The 20,190-nt window shown below is 44.0% G+C and carries 16 protein-coding genes and 1 CRISPR repeat array; of the genes, 10 read left to right on the plus strand and 6 right to left on the minus strand.

Going from position 1 to position 20,190, the window contains the following annotated elements; translation table 11 throughout:
* Positions 1–90 precede the first annotated feature (90 nt).
* The 9 genes from BMW65_RS22120 (at position 91) to cas2 (ending at position 10,151) form a co-directional block, all read left to right on the plus strand.
* Complete coding sequence (locus BMW65_RS22120) at positions 91–441, plus strand: hypothetical protein (protein ID WP_143053977.1); 351 nt, start codon at positions 91–93, stop codon at positions 439–441.
* Between the two features lie 212 nt (positions 442–653).
* On the plus strand, positions 654–2,552 hold the full coding sequence (locus tag BMW65_RS22125) for a type 1 periplasmic-binding domain-containing protein (RefSeq protein ID WP_090609011.1): 1,899 nt from the start codon (positions 654–656) through the stop codon (positions 2,550–2,552).
* A 25-nt stretch (positions 2,553–2,577) separates the two neighbouring features.
* The gene (locus tag BMW65_RS22130; protein WP_090609012.1) at positions 2,578–3,516 is read left to right on the plus strand and encodes a type I CRISPR-associated protein Cas7; all 939 of its coding nucleotides are present in this window, start codon (positions 2,578–2,580) and stop codon (positions 3,514–3,516) included.
* A 5-nt stretch (positions 3,517–3,521) separates the two neighbouring features.
* Positions 3,522–4,298 (plus strand): type I-B CRISPR-associated protein Cas5b, encoded by a 777-nt coding sequence (gene cas5b / locus BMW65_RS22135; protein ID WP_090609139.1) that lies wholly within the window; start codon positions 3,522–3,524, stop codon positions 4,296–4,298.
* 2 nt (positions 4,299–4,300) lie between these two features.
* Positions 4,301–7,066 (plus strand): CRISPR-associated helicase/endonuclease Cas3, encoded by a 2,766-nt coding sequence (locus BMW65_RS22140; protein WP_090609014.1) that lies wholly within the window; start codon positions 4,301–4,303, stop codon positions 7,064–7,066.
* 144 nt (positions 7,067–7,210) lie between these two features.
* Entirely contained in the window at positions 7,211–8,365 is a 1,155-nt protein-coding gene (locus BMW65_RS22145; RefSeq protein WP_090609015.1) for an ATP-binding protein, read from the plus strand.
* On the plus strand, positions 8,362–8,874 hold the full coding sequence (cas4, locus tag BMW65_RS22150; RefSeq protein WP_090609017.1) for a CRISPR-associated protein Cas4: 513 nt from the start codon (positions 8,362–8,364) through the stop codon (positions 8,872–8,874). The genes BMW65_RS22145 and cas4 overlap by 4 nt, the downstream gene beginning before the upstream one ends.
* A gap of 6 nt (positions 8,875–8,880) precedes the next feature.
* Positions 8,881–9,888 carry a type I-B CRISPR-associated endonuclease Cas1b gene (gene cas1b, locus BMW65_RS22155; protein WP_090609019.1) on the plus strand — a complete coding sequence of 336 codons (1,008 nt, stop codon included), beginning with the start codon at positions 8,881–8,883 and terminating at the stop codon, positions 9,886–9,888.
* The gene (gene cas2 / locus BMW65_RS22160) at positions 9,888–10,151 is read left to right on the plus strand and encodes a CRISPR-associated endonuclease Cas2 (protein ID WP_090609020.1); all 264 of its coding nucleotides are present in this window, start codon (positions 9,888–9,890) and stop codon (positions 10,149–10,151) included. Before cas1b ends, cas2 begins: the two co-directional genes overlap by 1 nt.
* Before the next feature lie 211 nt (positions 10,152–10,362).
* Positions 10,363–11,119: a CRISPR direct-repeat array (repeat unit 30 nt; unit sequence CCTTTAATCGAACCATACAGGTATTGAAAT).
* A gap of 348 nt (positions 11,120–11,467) precedes the next feature.
* Here the strand turns inward: cas2 and BMW65_RS22165 are convergent.
* From BMW65_RS22165 to BMW65_RS22180, 4 genes are all read right to left on the minus strand, one after another.
* Complete coding sequence (locus BMW65_RS22165) at positions 11,468–12,571, minus strand: phytase (protein WP_090609022.1); 1,104 nt, start codon at positions 12,569–12,571, stop codon at positions 11,468–11,470.
* 24 nt (positions 12,572–12,595) lie between these two features.
* On the minus strand, positions 12,596–13,624 hold the full coding sequence (locus tag BMW65_RS22170; protein ID WP_090609023.1) for a hypothetical protein: 1,029 nt from the start codon (positions 13,622–13,624) through the stop codon (positions 12,596–12,598).
* A 27-nt stretch (positions 13,625–13,651) separates the two neighbouring features.
* On the minus strand, positions 13,652–16,360 hold the full coding sequence (locus BMW65_RS22175; RefSeq protein ID WP_090609024.1) for a TonB-dependent receptor: 2,709 nt from the start codon (positions 16,358–16,360) through the stop codon (positions 13,652–13,654).
* Positions 16,361–16,602: 242 nt separating this feature from the next.
* On the minus strand, positions 16,603–18,099 hold the full coding sequence (locus tag BMW65_RS22180) for a tetratricopeptide repeat protein (RefSeq protein WP_177181264.1): 1,497 nt from the start codon (positions 18,097–18,099) through the stop codon (positions 16,603–16,605).
* Positions 18,100–18,412: 313 nt separating this feature from the next.
* On the opposite strand from BMW65_RS22180, the gene BMW65_RS22185 reads away from it, so the two are divergent.
* The gene (locus BMW65_RS22185; protein ID WP_090609027.1) at positions 18,413–19,333 is read left to right on the plus strand and encodes a PfkB family carbohydrate kinase; all 921 of its coding nucleotides are present in this window, start codon (positions 18,413–18,415) and stop codon (positions 19,331–19,333) included.
* A gap of 24 nt (positions 19,334–19,357) precedes the next feature.
* On the opposite strand, the gene BMW65_RS22190 is transcribed toward BMW65_RS22185, so the two are convergent.
* Complete coding sequence (locus BMW65_RS22190; protein WP_090609028.1) at positions 19,358–19,612, minus strand: cytochrome b5 domain-containing protein; 255 nt, start codon at positions 19,610–19,612, stop codon at positions 19,358–19,360.
* Entirely contained in the window at positions 19,599–20,114 is a 516-nt protein-coding gene (locus BMW65_RS22195) for an RNA polymerase sigma factor (protein ID WP_090609140.1), read from the minus strand. The genes BMW65_RS22190 and BMW65_RS22195 overlap by 14 nt, the downstream gene beginning before the upstream one ends.
* Positions 20,115–20,190: the final 76 nt, after the last annotated feature.

A 20,190-nucleotide genomic window follows, 5' to 3' on the forward strand; every position in this document is an offset into this window, starting at 1 on the left:
ATGGGACTACGTATGTCTCGACCCCAGAGAGAAAAATGTAAACTGCTCCGAAAAAAAAGTGGCCTGAAAACTTGTAATTCATTAGAGTATATGAATGAGGAGATAGCATTAGCCATCCGTTTTCGGGTGGATGACGAAGGACTTGATAGGGTATTTGAGATGTTGGAATCAAAGTCCATGCAATTTACCGGGGGAGGACGCGGCAGGATCATATTGGGTTACGATAACGAGAATGAAGAGATTCCACCTGTTTTGGAGCCTTTACTGCTGGGTCTGATGAAGGGCGACTTGGATTTCGGGCAGGATATGGTGGGGTACATACGCAACAAAAACCGGGAATCCGTAACCACAGAGCAGGCGAAAGCTGTTGAAAGTTGGTTTGCCGTGAACGTGGAGAGTTTTGAGGTAGGGAATTTGGTGGGTTTGTGGGAGGTGGAGTAATGAAAAAGCCGCAAGCGGTTTGAAATCGTTTTTATCGCATCAGACGGCTCGGGATTAATAGAAGATGACATCAGAAGCAACATGTTGTATTTAAGACAACAAGAGTTCAGTTTTGAATACTGGTTTCCAGAAGATGATTTTCTTAATAAATTGAGTTATAAAAAGCTAAAACAGGAATATGAATCATTATTTACTGTGAAGGAGGAGATATTATGATAAAAGAAATATCAAATTTTATTGATGCCTTGGACACGGATATAAAAGCGCTTGGCATGAAAGCGAAAGATGGTTTGCATGTGCTTTTAAGTCTTAGCCAAGGGAACGAGCAGCTTAGCTTCGAAAAGCTCACGTTGAAACAATATGCTTATACGAAAACAAAAGACCAGACACCAGCGGATATAGAATTTTTGAGTAAAGTCCCTGTTTTATCGCAGCTTTCATGGTGCGTCAATACCAACAAGTGCTTTGACCTGCCTATAAAAGCCATTCACTCGTGTTCACCCTATTGTATTGCCGTGAAGCGGGAAAATCTCACGGATGGGGAGAAGTATAGAGCCAATACTAAATCGCAGGTATATGAACGCATAGATAGCTACTTCGCAAAAGCCCTTGAACTTCTGTCGGACGAAAAAGAAAAAAAAATAGCAGAAATGTTCAGGAACGCTATAAACTCCGAAGAAAAATTCAACTATTGGCTCAATCTAATTCCGGCGTATGGCGATGTGAAAGATTCAGAATATGTGATTTTCTATTTGGATGTTCCCATAGAAAAATACGAGGAGACAAGCAATAGATATCTCGCTGACAAATTATTCAACACGAATGAATTCAATACGGCAATCGGGGACGAGGTGTATGGAACCAGCGACTTCTTTAACGGTTATCCCTCCAAAAAACCATTCCTAACACATCGCTCTGCAGCATTTGATATTGCCGGCAGGGTTTCATCAAAAGAGGCGAAAGCGTTGTTTGAATTTCAGGATATCATGAGCAGAAACATTCTGCCGAAGCCATTGCCCATTTTTATCCATCAGGATGAAATCAGGCAAAAAAGAGGAGCAGATATCAGAACATCCGCTATTAAGATTTTCAAACGAGAGGCCGAAAACGGAACCCGTATTGGTTATCAAGAGATTATGGAGGAATTGTATGAGACACATAATGAAGAGTTGGGCAATTACTACCTATTATTTTATGACCGAGGCATCATTAAAGATTTTGATTATGTGTCCAAATTTGAATACCAATTAAAGGATGATAGGGGAGAGAAATGGGAAATCACGGACCTATTCAACGGTGGCAACGGACAGACCATTAAAAATGTATTTCATCTCCAACAAACTGTTTTAGTACCCATCTTTAACAATGCTTTGGTGACCAAGACCAAATCGGATACGTTTCAATACAAGTATTTCGACGAGATAGACAGCAGATACTGTAAGTCTGACGTTACATACATACAGGTGTTGCAGTATAGAAAGGCTTTTTACGACTTTATTTACAAATCCAAACGCCAGTCTGTGACAGCTCACATGTTTCACAACATATTGCGGGACGCTGTTTTGGAGGATATCAGGCTGGATGAAATAAAAAACGGCTATCATACACAGGACCGTGCCATCAGGCAAAAACTGAATATTTGGTTCAGCGTTACCGAGAATTTCAATAAAACTAAAACCCAAAATAATGAAACCATGGCAAACAAGTTATTAGCAAACCGTGAGTTTATCACAAAATTAGCTAAAGGAAAGGTGGATATTTCATCCGATGATGAATATGCTTTTGCCGTAGGGCAGGTCATCTACTACCTGTTGTCGAAAAGCAAAACCGCAGACCGGAGCTACAAACGGTTAGAACCGTTTATGCAGCAAGTGCAATCCAAAGAACTTAACAAAGCGATTGCCCGCCTGTTCGACTCGTACAAACACGAGAATTTTTCGGGAAATTTCAAGAACCCTTTTGCACAGGTAATGGCCTACGAAGCGAAGACCAGTATAAGGGAACTGATACCTACGATACTATCGGGTGTGTTCTCGAAAAATGAACTCTTTAGCGATAAGGAAGAACAAGAAGATACTGAAACATTGGAAGAATCAGCAACTGAAAATTAAATCATTCAATAAATAAATCTATACCATGAGCAATTCATTTAGTAATCGTGTTTTTGGCTGTGTTATAATCAAGACGATAAATGCCAATTATAATGCAGATTTCACTCACCAGCCCAGAACGCTCCCGGACGGGACAGTATATGCTACGGACAAAGCCCTCAAATACACGGTGCGGAATTATTTGGCCAAAAACTTCCCTGAAGAAAAGGTATTCTATTTCAAAAGCCTGAATGCGGAGATGCAGCCCCGGGACCTAGACCAGTCTTATGTAAAGTATTTTGGAGAGTTTCCGAAGACGGACAAAAAAGAAGCCGTAAAAGCAAGAAAGACGATATTGGGCAACCTACTTACCTGTATTGATGTCCGCCTTTTTGGGGGTACTTTTGCCAGCAAAGATGCCAACCTGTCGCTCCACGGTACTACCCAAATCACTCACGGGGTAAACCGCTTTGACGAAGGTGTTATCTATTCTGAACAAATCTCATCGCCTTTCCGTAACTCCAACGAAAAAAGCGCAGATTCCATGCAAACAACACTTGGAACGCAGTTTAAACTCAAAGAAGGGCACTATGTGCACCACTTTTCCATCAATCCACGCAACTTGGAAGACATGTGCAAAGCTGCCGAAACGGAAGGTCTTTCTGATGGCGATATCGAAAAACTGAAAGAAGCATTGCGAAACGGGGCAACCTTCTATGATTCGGCCGCAAAGGCGGGTGTGGAAAACGAACTGTTGTTTTGGGTACAACTAAAGGAGGGTTCTAAGTTGGTGTTGCCATCGTTCGTCGAACTGGTTTCCATTGCCAATAATGACCAAAGGGAAATTGATTTTGCAAAAGTGACTGCATTATTGGAAAAAGACACTGTGAAGTCCGAAATCGAGAAGGTTGAAATTTACTATAACCGTGCGACCACTACCGTAATAAACCTACCTGTCAATGGGACAATTTTTGAATTAAACTAATGGCTATGGCCCATTGGAAATTAATATCGTTTGACCTTAAAGCCAATTTTGCGTTCTTTAAGAAGCCGGACTACAACGACGGTTTGCAGCTATCTTATAACATGTTGCATAAACCTGGGTTGTTGGGTATATTGGGGGCAATCGTCGGCCTTGAAGGTTATAAGCAGAAAGGTGAACTGCCGATGTATTATCAACAATTTAAGCACTTGTTGGTGAGCATAGAACCATTAGGACATGAGAAAGGCAATTTTCAGAAAACATCGGTGAAGTACACCAACGGTGTAGGCTATGCCAACGCTGATGGCAATCTTCTTGTAGAAGAAACCATGTTGGTAGCTCCGGCTTACCGCTGTTATGTATTACTTGACACCGGTAATGAACTTGAGGCCAAACTGCATGACTATATCATACAAAGAAAGGCAGAATTTATTCCCTATTTGGGGAAGAATGAATTTCAGGCATGGCTAGCTGACATACATGAATGGGACTATTCCCCATTGAACAGTGATCGACCATTCGCCGTCGACAGTCTGTTTGTCAAGTCCGGTAGCATAAAAAACCAAATAGTTGAAACGGAAATAAGTTTTGATTTCAGTGTCCAGTCGGGTTCTTTTACCTATTTTGAGCGGCTGCCGATTGGGTTTGACGAAAAGTTGATGCAATATCAACTGAACGACTTTGCCTACACGGACTGGCGCCTTAAATCATCATCTAAAATCGCCAACCTCTATACCCTTAAGGAGAAGAAAAATGAATTACTGAAAAACATCCAATTGTTTTAAGTTTGAGAACATTTCGTGAAATAGGAACCCAAGCGCCTAACATCGTTGATAATCTCGCCAACTATGAAAAGTATTGGGCACATATCCACGTATCGAAACCGCCAGAATCATTACAAGAGCATATCTTATTGGTCAATGAATACGCGGCAAGATTGGTCGAGGTCCATGGTTTGGACAAGATTATCGACAAACTGCTATTAACCTATGTTGACGGTTGGGGGGATGAAGAAGATGCCGACTTTCTTAAGATGCTGTTTGTACATACGATCGTGTTCCACGATTTTGGAAAAATCAATGAAAACTTCCAAACGGCAAGGTTGCAAAACAACGCTTTTACGGCATTCAGAAACACATCTTTAAAACCACCACATGGGCATTCCTTTTTGGGTGCTTTTATTTTTCTGAGCTACCATATCCATTGGCTTCTCAAAAATGACTGGAAGCAGGAACGGAAAATAACGTTGATTTGCCATTGTTTCTTCCTTGCATATACCATTATGCAACACCACAGTCCGGCATTGTATGACATACAGCAAAAAGAAGGATTCATGTCGCAATTCCGACATTCGGTGAATGAGTTAAGGCGTTTTATTGCAAGCTATTCCATTGTCATTGACGAACCGGTGCTTACAAAGGTATTTGCCAATGTGGAAGACATGTGGCACAAAGCAGTAAAAAACAAATTACCCTACACGCCATTCCCGCTTTTCGCGCTTATCAAACTTAATTTTTCACTGCTTACGGCTGCCGACTATTTGGCTACGCATGAATATATGAATGGCAACGAAAGCAACGAGGCAAAAACAACAGATTTCGGTTTGCTTAATGACCGTAATCGGGTTAATGAAATAATTGGCCATTTACAGAAGCATAAATATAATGCCGATACGTTCAACAGTTTGCACAACTATCAGTTTGTACATCCGACAACCAGATCCAGTAAAAACCTGAACCTGTTGCGTAAGGAAATGTCCATCGAATTGGTTCGCGAAATCCGAGGCCACTTAAGCGAACATCTGTTTTATTTGGAGGCTCCAACCGGTGGAGGTAAAACCAATCTTTCCGCAATTGCCATTGCTGAATTGCTAAGGGCGCATGAGGATATTAATAAGGTCTTTTATGTGTTTCCATTCACTACGCTGATCACTCAAACTTTTGGTGCCTTAAAAGAAAGCATGGGGCTTCATGACGATGAAATCATCGAATTGCATTCAAAAGCGGCTTTTGCCAGTAAAACGGAAGCGCTCGAAGACGGTCTATTTGGTGGCAGCAAGAAGGATTTTATTGACAATCTGTTTGCATTGTATCCTATAACACTGGTATCGCATGTTAAATTCTTCGAGATACTCAAAACCAATCGGAAAGAAGTTAATTATTTGTTGCATCGCTTGGCAAACGCGGTTGTGGTTATCGATGAAATACAGTCGTACAATCCCGCCATTTGGGATAAGATGCTTTATTTTATTAGTAACTCTGCACGTTTTTTTAATATCCGCTTTATCTTAATGTCTGCCACCTTGCCCAAGATCAGTGAACTCAAAGTCGGTCTCACGCAGACATTGCCTTTTGTAGAGTTGCTGCCTAATGCACGTAAGTACATGACCAACCCAAACTTCTCGGATAGGGTATCCTTTAACTTTGAATTGTTTGAACAAGGGGAGATATCACTGGAAACACTTGCGGCATCGGTGTTGGAGAAGTCCGAAAATTATGCACAGCAACACGGTGCGGTCCGGACAATTGTTGAATTTATTTATAAGAGATCAGCATCCGCATTTCAGCGGCTGTTTGAAAACAATGGCTTTTTTGATGAGGTGTTTGTCCTTTCAGGAACCATACTCGAATCCCGTAGAAGAGAAATCATCAATTTCATCAAACGGACGACCAAACAATCCAAGAATATTTTGCTCATCACCACTCAGGTAGTGGAAGCGGGTGTGGACATTGATATGGATTTGGGTTTTAAGAACGTGTCTCTTTTGGATTCGGACGAGCAATTGGCTGGCCGAGTAAATAGAAATGCAAGTAAAGATGGATGTGAAGTGTACTTATTCCGGGTAGATGATGCTCATGTGCTCTACGGGAAAGACTATCGTTATGCAAAAACAAAAGAATATATTAATCAACAGTTGTATCAGGAAATTCTGAAGACAAAAGATTTCAAACAGCTTTATGAAAAGGTCTTATTGTACATTGATGATTCAAACAATCCGTTGTTCAAAAATTCCATCAGCGATTATGAAAACTGTGTCGATGCACTCCGTTACACAGATGTAGATAAAGGATTTCAAATTATCGACCAGGAGAACAGTCTGGTGTTTGTACCGTTGAAAGTTCCAATTCTGATTGATGGAATGGATAGCGATGCAGTTGATGAGATTTTCACGCCCGATGATTTGCGTTTTTTGGAGCGATTCGGTGTATTGCCGCAAGAAGATGTATGCCATGGCAAACAAAGAGGATTCATTGATGGGGAAAAAGTTTGGGACATTTATCGGCAACTTATTGAACAACAGGTAAAAGAACACGTTGGTTTTAACATTAATCGCAAAATTGATTTTAAGGTGTTGCAGTCAATTATGGCTAAGTTCAGTTTTTCACTGGTTTCTTATTCAAAAGATTATAGGAAAATACAAGAAGGTTTTGGCGTGGAAGAATATGGCTTCATGTATTTTTCCCATTGGAACGAAGAAAGGGAAAAGGGAAAACCATATGACTATGTAACTGGCTTGAATAGTGAGGCGTTTAGTGATTCATTTTTTATTTAACTACGGAGCAAGAGTTCTTAAAAAGTAATACAACTCATAAAATTAATCTCAGGCCAATGCGTGAAGAATTATCGATGCTTACAATATGGAATCAAATTATTGTTTAATTTACCATGAAAATCGTAAATTTGATTTTCGTTTTTCATGGAAATAAAGAGAAATATCACGGAGCCGTTCGAGGAATATAGGCAGATATTCCCCGCCGTTGGCTTATTAGGGCCTCGGCAAGTAGGCAAAACGACATTTGTAAAGGGGCTTACCAAGGTGGATGATTTTATTTATCTGGATTTGGAGCGCTTGGCCGATCGGGAGAAGCTTAAAGACCCCGGGTTTTATTTTTCGCAGTACCCAAATAAATGCTTCATTTTGGATGAAGTGCAGTTCATGCCGGAGATTTTTGCGGAATTGAGAGGAATTATCGATGCCGATCGCAAACCGGGCAGGTTTTTATTACTGGGATCGGCTTCACCGGATTTAATCCGCAATGCCTCGGATTCGCTCGCCGGAAGAATTGGATACTTGCAATTGACACCCTTTACAATGCCAGAAGTGGATAATAATGCGCAACAGTTGTGGTTGCGAGGCGGTTTTCCGCTCGCCTACTTAGCAACATCCCAACGAGCAAGTGTTTTGTGGCGAAGAAATTTCATCCAAACGTATATTAACAGAGATTTGGGATTGCTGGGCCTGCAAGCCGATCCCCAATTGATGGAGCGCTTTTGGCGGATGTTGGCCTCCGTACATGGGAATCTGTGGAATGCGGAAGGCTTCGCCCGCTCCTTGGGGATTACACGTCCCACGGTAAACCGATATCTTGATTTTATGGAAGGGGCTTTTATGGTCCGTGTGTTACAACCATGGTTCAGGAACATCAAAAAGCGCTTGGTCAAATCGCCTAAAGTTTACATTAGAGATAGTGGCCTGCTACATACTTTACTTGGGCTGGATGACTTAGGAACGCTAATTAATCATATTCAGGTAGGCGCTTCGTGGGAAGGATTTGTATTGGAGCAGATTATCAACTCATTGGACGACAATACACATCCTTGGTTTTATCGAACACAGCAAGGTGCAGAATGCGATCTCTTACTCGAGAAGAATGGTAAAATCGTAGCTGCTGTAGAGATTAAATATGCAGCTGTGCCGAGCATCAGTAAAGGATTCCGGATTTCTATGGAAGATACTGAAGCCCTTAAGGGATACATTATAGCTAATGTGGATGAAGCATATACTCCGGAAGCAGGGATAACTGTAGTTGGTATTGCTGCATTTATTAGGGAAGAATTACCAAAGCTATGAACATCACCGCCACCCATATCAATCTTTATCATGTATGTCGCCGCGAATTGTGGCTCCATGCCAACGGCATCCGAATGGAACATACATCAGACGTGGTGGCAGAAGGCAAGCTCATCGGCGAATTGTCTTATCCTGAACGGGCTGAGCGGTATACGGAAATCGAGATTGACGGCGTGAAGATAGACTTCTATGATGCCCGCAACAAAGTGGTTCACGAAGTAAAGAAATCTGATGGCGTAGAAAATGCGCATATCGCACAAGTGAAGTACTACCTGTATAAACTGCAACAACATGGAGTGGTTGATGCGACAGGCATTATTGAATATCCAAAGTTGCGACAGCGGGAATTGGTGGAATTAAAAGAAGAAGATATTAATGCTATAAAAGGATGGGAAGCCGATATTACTGATATTGTGTCGGCAAACACGTGTCCGCCTGTTATCCATTCCAGGATATGCCGCCGATGCAGCTATTACGATTTTTGCTATGTGGGTGAAGCAATCGATTGAATAATCATGAAGAAGACCTATTACCTCTTCAATCCCGGCCGCATGAGCCGAAAGGACAATACGCTTAAATTTACCCCTGTGGATGAACAGGGTAGGGAAGGGATGCCCAAGTATATCCCCGTTGAGGGCGTTTCGGATTTGTTTTGTTTCGGCAGTCTTGATGCAAACAGTGCGTTGTACAACTTTTTAGGAAAGGCAGGGATTGCTGTCCATTTTTTCGATTATTACGAGCATTATACCGGTTCGTTTACCCCAAAGGAGTACCTGTTGGCTGGAAAGATGCAGATTGAGCAGACGAAACAATATATCGATAAAAGAAAGCGGCTGGCATTGGCACGGAAGTTTGTTTTGGGTGCTGCATTTAATATGACGAAAAATCTCCGCTATTATATCAATAGGGAGAAGGATCTGACAATGGCGTTAGCCGCTATTGAGCAATATGCTTTGCTGATAGATGGTGCCACTGCCGTTGATGAACTTATGGGCGTCGAAGGCAATATCCGGCAGGCGTATTATGATGCTTTTGATGGCATCATCGGAGCAGACTTCGCTATGGGTAATCGCAGTAAACGACCTCCGCAGAATGAAATCAATGCGTTGATCTCCTTTGGCAATATGATGTGCTACACACTCTGCCTGAGCCAACTATATCACACACAACTCAATCCTACAATTAGTTTTTTGCACGAGCCGGGCTATCGCCGCTATTCGCTGGCGCTTGATTTGGCGGAAATATTTAAGCCTGTGCTGGTAGATAGGCTGATATTCCGCGTATTGAATAAAAAGGAAATCCAAGCGAAAGATTTTGACCGCCAGCTCAATGGCTGTCTGCTGAAGGAGTCGGGGAGAAAGACGTTTGTAAGGATATGGGAAGAACGGGTGAATGAAACATTTAAGCATCCGGTGCTGAAACGGCATGTGAGTTATAAGCATTTAGTGAAATTGGAGTGCTACAAATTGAGCAAGCATATCTTGAGCATGGAAGAGTATAAACCTTTTAAAGCGCGCTGGTAATGTATGTGATCCTAGTATATGACATAGGGGAAAAGCGTGTTGGAAAGATGCTTAAATTATGTAGGCGATACCTGCACTGGATACAAAATTCCGTGTTTGAGGGCGAAATTACTCCGGTAAAGCTAAAAGAGTTACTTGCGTTTGCCAAGGAAATTATGGACTTAGAAGATGATAGCATAATCGTATTCAAAAGTCGGGAGGAAAAGTGGCTGGATAAAGAAGTGATGGGCAAAGAACGGAATGAGCTGGGAAATTTTCTTTAACACGTCGTCGATGAAGACGAAAACGTAGGTTCTTTGACATCTTAGGCCTGACATGGTGCCGTAAATTCCGTTTAAAACTCCATTGAAGAGGGTTGTCGATCCCCAAGGGTTTTCGGCTTATTGACGGTCGACTAATGTCACGGCCAATTTCATAGGCAAAAGTTTCGCTATTCGGTCCAAAATAGGCATATTTGTATGCCGTTTATTACGGCCTTTAATCGAACCATACAGGTATTGAAATTTTCTTTAGTGCTTTTTGAACATACTTTATACCCTCCCTTTAATCGAACCATACAGGTATTGAAATACATAAATGTGATGTGTTTTTACTTCCATTGGCCGACCTTTAATCGAACCATACAGGTATTGAAATTGTATTTTATTTAGTCGGCCTTTATAGTTGTCGAAATCCTTTAATCGAACCATACAGGTATTGAAATTGAACTCCGTTGACTTATCCATTACGTCGCAGTACCCTTTAATCGAACCATACAGGTATTGAAATGGCGTTTTTACGGCTATTCGTTGGTAAACGCCTATCCTTTAATCGAACCATACAGGTATTGAAATACTGGAGGCGGGGGGATATCCGTTGTTGAGGATAACTCCTTTAATCGAACCATACAGGTATTGAAATTGGTTACCTATACTGCCGGACATGATCGCCGTGGCCTTTAATCGAACCATACAGGTATTGAAATCGGAGGAGTCAAGCCCGCTGTTCACGGAGTAGTTGTTCCTTTAATCGAACCATACAGGTATTGAAATTCTTATTTGCCTCCAATTATTTTCCCCAACAATAAGCCCTTTAATCGAACCATACAGGTATTGAAATCATATGAGCCAAAAACAAGACAGGCTCATGTGGCTAACCTTTAATCGAACCATACAGGTATTGAAATATTAGGTACATGGCCTTTTGCATCTGATATTCGATGCATTTAATCGCACCATACAGGTATTGAAAATGTCTTTACGATTGTAAATATAAATGCGTTAGTGGCTTTTAATCACACCATACAGGCATCGGACTTCCTATAACACTTGGCGTTATTAACATCCTGGTGCATCGCCCGAAACATTGCATATCCACCCGATATGCACATGTAAAGCACCACCTAAGCACATATAAAGCACGGTCATGAATTAGTGAATATCATACCTTATACGCGCTTTTTCCCGCCTTTCTTCTGCCGTAATGCGGGGTTTATCCGTAAGTAATGCGATACTGATCTTACTTTTTCCCGGATACACCCTGGATTAGCTCCGTATCACGCACGGGAGATGGCAGAAGAAAGGCAGAAGAAAGTGGCCAATTAATCCGGTTGATTTATCGTCAATTTGTCCTTAGCCAAATCTTCCCAACGGTAGTATTGGAATGTTTTATCATCGCTCATCGCTACAAAGAAGCCGTGTTTGAAATCGTTATTCAAGGGGATAGAAACAATATCCGAGCCGTCGCTCTCGCTGGTGGATGTGCGGATACTGGTGATGAGGGGGTGATCGTGTGGATTTCCCGCCGTTCCTTCCCGACTATAGACGTTAAAACGGTTTGCCGCTTGGTCTGATACCAAGATGTAACCTGTACTATCGGAGGTCTTATAGATACTAATTCCTTCGTTGTCGTCCGTGAATCCTTCGGTAGCAAATAGAGCAAGTTGTTCGTTTCCTTTAGCCGGGTCTGCATGATATTTTCGCACCCCTACCTGTTCGTCGGAATAATAAACATAACCCAATTCGTTGTCTACAGCAATGGATTCAATTTCCTTGTGGCCGCTGTATTGACCAAATTTGCGTGTAAGGGTAGCTTTTACGGTACCACTGCCATCGTCTTCCAGCAGGTATTGCCATAGGTACGTGCCGTCCGTAGGGCCGTTTTTCCGGCCCACTATGGCATAAATATGTTTGGCAGAATCCGTGTATAAAGCAATTCCCATCAAGTCGCGGTATTCTGGGCCGCTTTCGCCTTCAAAGACCGCTATACCAACACCATCTATCGCTTTCATGTCTGGCAATGCGAAAATACGGAGTTTGTGCGTCATCCGTTCGGTAGCGACCACAATGTCTACCGTACGGCCGCCCAACTGAAGACCGTAAGCGATATCCACATTATTCGGCCTTTTCAATCCCTTGATGGTCTTTTCGGGAATGATTTTTCCTTTAAGGTCATATACATATAAGCCGCCGTCTTCATCTTTATCGGTACCGATGATGAGCGATTGTGCAGGGTCTGCCGGATTTATCCATATTGCCGGATCATCGGTGTCGTGTTCGACGGGTTCGGTGACGTATAGGGGCACGGCAACACTATCCCCGCTTGCCGAGGTGACTGGCGTTTGTTGGGTGTTGCGATTCATGCATGCTGTAAAGAGGGTAAATGTGACAGCAACTGCTGCGATAGGTTTGATGACGCTGTTCATGGTGTTCTTATTTTGTTTGTCTGGTTATTTATTCAATATCAGGGTGATTTCTTCCGTTTCTTCTCCATCAAATTCACCCTGTAAAATCAATGTCAGCCGGTCGCCGTCCAGTTGGAAGGTGCCTTGGTAGGTAAATTCTGCCTCTGCACCGCTTTCGAGTTCTACATCGCCAACAAATTCGAGTGCGCCTTCCAGTTGGTCGTCTTCCAGTTCTTCAAATTCGCCCTCGATTTCGATTTCTTTATTTACCGTTTCAATTTCTCCGCATTCGTCTATCTCTTCTGTTTCCTTTAATACAACGACTGCCTTAAATTCTCCGTATTCGACTTCGATCTCAATGGCTTCTACGTCAGCTACGGACAATCCTGCCACGTCTTCGTTGACCAGGCCAAAGAGGGATATGAAATGTGCAAACTGCTCAGCGTCCGTAATAGCCAATTCGTATGCGCCATAAATGCCTTCATCATCAAGTGCTTGGTATTCAAATGTGTTAGCCGTATTTATCACTACGTTTTGCGTACCAGCATCAACCGATACCAAGCGTATTTCCAAGCCGCGCGCAGTCGTGTTAAATTCGTCATCGTCGAATAAATCCGGGCTGGTCTCAAAAACGACTTCTACTTCTTCCACACCCTGTGGGAACGTGACACTCCCCAGTCCAGTGCCGGGATCAAAGACCAAGTTGAGGTCTACATCGGTATCTTCGGAAGTCGTGCAATCGTCTAGCTCGTAGAATGCTGTAGCACCCAAGACATAGGCAGGTAGCTCATCGAAACCTTCGAGATTGCCTACTTCGAAATGGACGGTCACATCTGCCGTCAGCGGAACGATTTTCCCGCCAAGTTCTTCCCGGTCGGGATCTATGCGATCAGCGAGCGTAATGACAAAACTGAATTCCTCTTCGTCTTCCAATTCGCCGTCTCCTTCGTCTGCAAGGAGGAGGATTTGTGGGAAATCATTCTCCACGACAGGGGAAATCACGTTATCGTTTTTCTTGTCGCATGCTGCCAACATTATCAGCAAAGCACATGCATAATATTTCAGTGTATTCATTGTCTGTAAGCTAAGTTAATAGGTTGGCTACAAATTGAACTTCAGTCCGAAGCGTGCCCAAAATGAGTAAAATTCCTTTTGGATGGTTTGTGATTGATTGCCTTGGTACACCTCCAACGGTTGGTCGGTGAGGTTCATCAATTCAACGAACAACCTCATCCTGCTGATGACGGCGTAGCTGGCGCTGACATCCAGTTGCAGGCGATTCTGCACGTACAAGTCGTCTGCTTTGCTACCACCCACTTCTGAAAGGTATGCCCCATTGAAGTTCAACGATGGCCGGATGGTGAATCGACGCCCTTCGTACGCCAGTGAAACGTTGCCCATGTGCGTGGTTTGCCCGGGTAGTTTGATGGACTCTGTGGCGTTGGCGTTGTCCTCATCGGCATCGCGGCTTTGGATATTTGCCTTGGAGTGGGTATATGTATAGTTGAGGTATAGGCTGAAATCTTTCAAAGCCGGGATGAAATTGAGCCTCCGTTGGAAAGCAAATTCCACGCCGGTGAGGTTGGCGTTGTCGCCGTTTTGTGCCTGCACGACATCAATGTCGTTGATGACGGGCGTGCCGGTCAGCGGATAGGGAGAGTTGAAGAGGATACGCCGGTAGATAAAATCATCCAACCGTTTATGAAACACGCCAGCAGAGACGATACCCACGGAGCCGAAGTAATGCTCAAACATCAAGTCATAGTTAATCGCACTTACGGGACGTAGTGCCGCATTGCCGACAGTGGCTACGCGATCTTCACGGTTGATTTCCTGCGCCGGAATGATTTCCGAAAAATTGGGCCGTGCGTAGGAGTATGTGGCTGCAGCCCTGATGTTGGTAAAATTGTCCAACTCGTATTTGATGTTGAGTTGCGGCAGTATAAAGTCATAATTGCTGCTGCCCCTCACCGGAAGAATGGCATCGAGGTCACCGGCTTCGTTGATAATGACATCGCTGGAGCGGTAGTCTACGTTGGTGCGCTCGTACCGGACACCACCCAACACCATCAACCGCCTGATTTGCTGACGTGCCATAATATAGGCGGCAATCACGTCTTCACTTGCTTCAAAAGATTCCAATGCTTCATCGATGGCTTTGTCTTCTACTTGCAATTCGAATTGTGCCGGATTGGCGTTGTAATAGCGGATGAGTTTGGAGACATCCAAGGGCCTTCCTAAGGTATATTCTCCCGACAAAAAATCGTCTTTGACCGGATTGCCATCAAATGAATCAAGGTTGGGCACGCCACCGAGGTTTTCGTAGGTGTTTTGCTGGATGTCGAAATCTTTGTTTTTCGAACGCACTTTTGCCCCGAATTTTATCAGTCCGTCATTGCCGTTTATTTTATAGGGGATGCCTACATTGAATTTGGCGGTCAGGTTTCGATCTTTGGCGAGTGTTTTTCCATACCCGACAGCGTCAAATTCGTATAATGTATTGTTGGTATAGTCTCCTGCATCTAAGCGTGGGAAACGGGGCGTATTGAAGTCTATCGTGCTTGGTAAGCCTGCGATAAATCCACCTTCATTGTCATAAGGCGTATCCTGCTCGCCGTAGCTGTATTGTGCCTCATAATCCAGGAAGAAGGAGCGAAACGTATGTTTTGCCCCCGCATTGAGTGTCAATACCGATTGCGATTCGAAACGATCCTTGGTTTGCCGCTCGATTTCCTCATCTTCGGGCTTAAAGACAAAAGCTCTGCGCCATTCGCGGTCGGTAAACCGGGAATAGAGCCCTTTGAAGTATACTTCATGGTTGGTGTTAAATTCATAGTCAAGCGTGGAACTCAATCCCATGCGTGTGCGCGTAAGCTCGTAATCTCGCAACTCCAATTCATTGTCGTCGACAGCGCGTTCATAATTGTCCGAACCCAAATCATTATGGTAATAATTTCCATTGAGCAGCAAACCCAGCTTTTCGTTACTTCCGAAGCGCTGTCCGTATTGGAGCTGCCCTTGTAGGTTGGCCCGGCCCATCAGCCGATTATATCCGCTGCCCAACGAGCCGATAATTTCGGGCGTACGGCTATGGGCCGTGCGTGTTATCAAGTTGATGGAACCGGCAATCGCATCTCCATCCATATCGGGGGTCAATGCCTTGCTCACTTCGATGGAAGCCAACTGGTCCGACGGTATGGCGTCCAATGCCACGAAGCGTACGTCGGCCTCCGGTGATGGGATCTGCTCGCCGTTGACACTGATGTTGGTAAACTGGGGGGCCAGCCCCCTGACCAACACATAGCGCCCTTCTCCTTGATCCCTTTCGATATTCACACCGGGGACACGTTGCAGGGCTTCAGCGGCATTCGGGTCGGGAAAGCGGCCTATTTGGTCTGCGGCGATGATGTTTTTAATGTTATCGGCATTCTTTTGCTGATTGAGGGCCCGCGCTTGGCCTTGCGTGTACCCGGTGATGACGACATCACTGAGCGTTTGTTGACGGCTCGCAAGCTGGATATTAATGGTCTTGGATTCGCCGGCAGCGATTTGTATGCTGACAGTGGTATCCTGGAAACCAAGGTACCTCACCGTCAAGCTGATGCTGCCGGTATTGACATAAAGCAGGTATTCGCCACTGAGGTCAGTCGATGTGCTATTGTTCGTGCCGGAAATGGAAATGACGGCACCGGCGAGCGGTTCTTGGTTTTCCTGTCCCATGATTTTGCCGCTGATGATTCCACGCTGCGCCATTGCTGAAGTGGCAAGGAACGTGAGCGGCAAACAGAAAAGTAAAGTAATCAGTCTCATAGAAATTCTGTTTTTGTTTTGCTGGGACAAAGATTGCCGCAGATGGGTCGTTCGCCAAGTTAGGGGCGTATACAAAACATATACAGCGGAGATGATAGCATAGACAGGAGGGCAACATGCTCGATTTTTGCTTTGTAATTTGTTTGTTTATAGGTGATTAATAGTTTTTTTGATAGCCATTAAGTTTGTGTTATCCCGACGTTACGTCAAGCTTAAACAGCGGAGCTTGAATCAACGGGGCTTTAAAGCCGTTGGATGAAGGCACCGAGGTTTTCGCCTTCTTCGAGCTCCAGTTTTTTTCGGAGCCGGTACCGGGATATCCGCAGGCTATCTTGGGAGATTCCCAGCATCGTCGCGATATCAGCTGAATTGAGGTTCATCTTTAATAAGGCGGCCAGCCGGAAGTCTGCAGAAGTGAGTGTATTGCTGTATTTTTTGAGGCTGTCAAAGAAATGTTCATGTACCCGTTCGAATACAATCCGGAAATCGTCCCAGTTTTTGTCTTGATTGCTGTTGAAATTGATAAGGCTGATGAGCTGTTTCAATTCCTTCCGTTGATCCCTTTTGTCATCCTTAATCATTCGATTAAGCTTGTCTTTCAGGTCTTCGAGAAGCTGGTTTTTTTGGATGAGGTGCAGGGTATGGGCGGTGAGCTCCTTGCTTTTCAGCTCCAATTCTCCCTTTAGGTTTTCTTCTTTAAGCTGTTTATTGTGTAAATCGGCTTCCAAGGCTTTTTTTTGTGCCTCATAAAGCATGTTGTTTTGTTCATTGAGCTTTTGCTCGTTTTTTAGCTTCAGGCGCTGGCGACTGATGATGCTGAAGCCCAGGCTGATTAATAGGATGATGATGAGGACGGAACCGGCCGTCAGAATACCGTATGTGCGGCGATCTTTTCGAAACTGGTTAATGGCATCGTCTTTTTGTTCCATCTCAAAAAGTGTCTGCAAGATGGTAAGCTGTTTCTTGTTTTCTTCTGAAAAAATATTGACGAAGATTTCCCTTCCCGCTTCACTGTAGTAATACGCACTATCGTGCTGCCCCATTAAATTGAATGTCAGTGAAATGTCTCTGTAAGCGCTGGCCAATTGGTAGTGTTCGTTCATAGCCTCGGCCAACTGGGCAGCTTGACGGGTATATTGCAGGGCCGGTGCATACCGCCCTGTTTTTCGGTATACATCGCCGAGGTTGTTGATGATTTCGATTTGGGCCATCTGGTTGTTATCTCGTTTGTTCAACTCCAACGCCAAGTTGAAATAATGCAATGCGGTATCCAATTGGAGTTTGTCTTCATAAATGCTGCCGATATTTTCATAGATTTTGGCGATGCCCGACTGGCCTTCCACATGGCTGAGCTGTTGCAGGGCAAGGTTCTGGAAATAGGTGGCTTGTTCATAATTTTGGCTTTTCTCGTAAGTTTGGCCGATATGGCCGTAAGCATCGGCCATCCCCTGAGGACGGTTTAAATCTGCATAAATGGCCAGCGCTTCCTGGAAAATTTCCAATGCGGCTGGATATTGGCGATTGTAATAATGGGTTTCGCCAATTTTGATCAGGGTGTTGGCCAATTCAGCGGGGTGTTTTTCTCGCCCGAAGATCTTTACCGCTTTGTAATAATTATCTAAAGCCTGGGAATAAGCCGCCTGGTAATAGTATACCTCGCCGATTTGCTCATAACACATGGCCATGATGTAATCGTCTTGGTCTTCCAGCGCTTCATTCAGTATTCGTTTAATTTGCAAAAAGGCTGCATCGGGATTTTGCCTAATTAGGGTACGTGTATGCTCCAACGGATTACGGTTACTTTTCTGAGCAAGTGTCGCTAAAGGAACACATACCCAAAATAGTAAACATATTTTTGGGAAAAAAGGAGGCATAAGTCCCGATAACGCTAATTTAGCTGCCAAATAAAAGCGATCAAAGCTAATACTCAGTTATTAAGTGTATGTTAAGTTTAGGTTGGCTTGGTGTCAATATTCTCGTCAAATACCCGGAGGAAGTTTTATATGCCCTTTAAAAGCCATACCTTTGCGCCCAAAATTGATAAATAACACTATGAGCTTAGTCATCATCGGAACCATTGCGTACGACGCAATAGAAACACCTTTCGGAAAAACAGATAAAATAGTAGGCGGAGCGGCCACTTTTGCAGGACTGGCTGCAGCTTATTTATACGATCAGGTGAAATTGGTTGGTGTCGTTGGCGACGACTTTGGTGATGAAAACTTGAATGTATTGAAGTCCAGGGGTATAAGTCTCGATGGCGTACAAGTCAAAAAAGGGGAAAAGACCTTTTTTTGGTCGGGCAGGTACCACAACGACATGAATAGCCGCGATACCTTAGCTACCGAACTGAATGTGTTGGCCGATTTCGATCCGATAGTTCCCGACAGTTACCAGGATTGCCAATACCTCCTTTTGGGCAATCTCACGCCGCAGGTACAGCTCACCACGCTTAGCCGATTGCGCCACAAACCGAAATTGGTGGTACTGGATACCATGAATTTTTGGATGGACACGGCATGGGATGATTTGATGCAGGTATTAAGCAGCGTAGACGTACTTACCATCAATGATGCGGAAGCCAGGCAGCTATCCGGAGAGTATGGCCTGGTGAAGGCAGCGGAGAAAATCTTACAGCTTGGCCCAAAATACCTCATCATCAAAAAGGGTGAACATGGTGCATTGTTGTTCGGTGACGGCCGGATTTTTTCAGCTCCCGCCCTTCCGCTTACTGATGTTTATGACCCAACTGGGGCAGGAGACACCTTTGCAGGTGGCTTTATCGGCTACTTGGCTAAAGTGGGAACCTTGACATTCCACAATATGAAAAACGCTGTCATTTTTGGCTCTGCTTTAGCCTCCTTCTGCGTGGAAAAATTCGGCACCGAACGGTTGAAAGAACTGGATAGTGCATTGATAAGCGAACGCCTTAGCCGCTTTACTGAACTTACCAAGTTTGACATTGAGGATTAAGACTCCTTAAACGCATAAATAGCCTTACCGTAGCGTACCGATAATTTCAAATCGCGAGAATACGCTATCAGTGTGCGGGGCACCCACCAGCTCATCGGTAAGGTCTTGCCCTGCCCAATGCTCGTAATGTGTGCCTTTGAACCATAAGCGACTTTTGGAAACATCGTAGATGTATCCCTGGTAAGCTACCCAGACTTCCGGCTTATCCTGGCCGTTTCTCAACGCTAATTGTGATTTTGAATACGTGGGAAGATCCGGAGGCCTATTATGCCCGCTCATATTTGTAGGCGTTCAATGCTTTTTTCATGATGCGCCGCGCCACATGGATACGCGTTTTTACGGTGCCTATCGGGATTTGCAAATGATCGGAAATCTCATGGTATTTGTAGCCTTCAAAATACATGCTGAAGGGGATGTAATACTCATCGGCTAACCTAGTCATGGCATCTTTAATATCCTCCATGATGAACTTGCTTTCTCCGGCATTCGTTGCTGCGCTATGGGCGAGGTGCGCACTTGGAATCTCCGTAGATTGAGACACCAATGCGTTTGTTTTTACAAACCGCCTATAGTTGTTGATGAAGGTATTTTTCATGATGGTATACAACCACCCTTTCAGGTTAGTGCCTTCTTTAAATTTACCGTGATACGTGACCGCTTTGAGCACGGTATCCTGTACAAGATCATTGGCATCCTCATCGTCACGGGTAAAATGCAATGCGTATCCCCTTAAGGATTCTGTGTGCTGTACCACTAATGTGTTAAATTCAAATCTCGTCATTTTTTTACGGTTTAAGGGGGTCCAGGTTACGGCCTGAATCTCCAAGTTAAACAATTTTATGATACAAATAAGTGTA

The sequence above is a fragment of the Parapedobacter koreensis genome, assembly GCF_900109365.1.
Classification (GTDB): Bacteria; Bacteroidota; Bacteroidia; order Sphingobacteriales; family Sphingobacteriaceae; genus Parapedobacter; species Parapedobacter koreensis.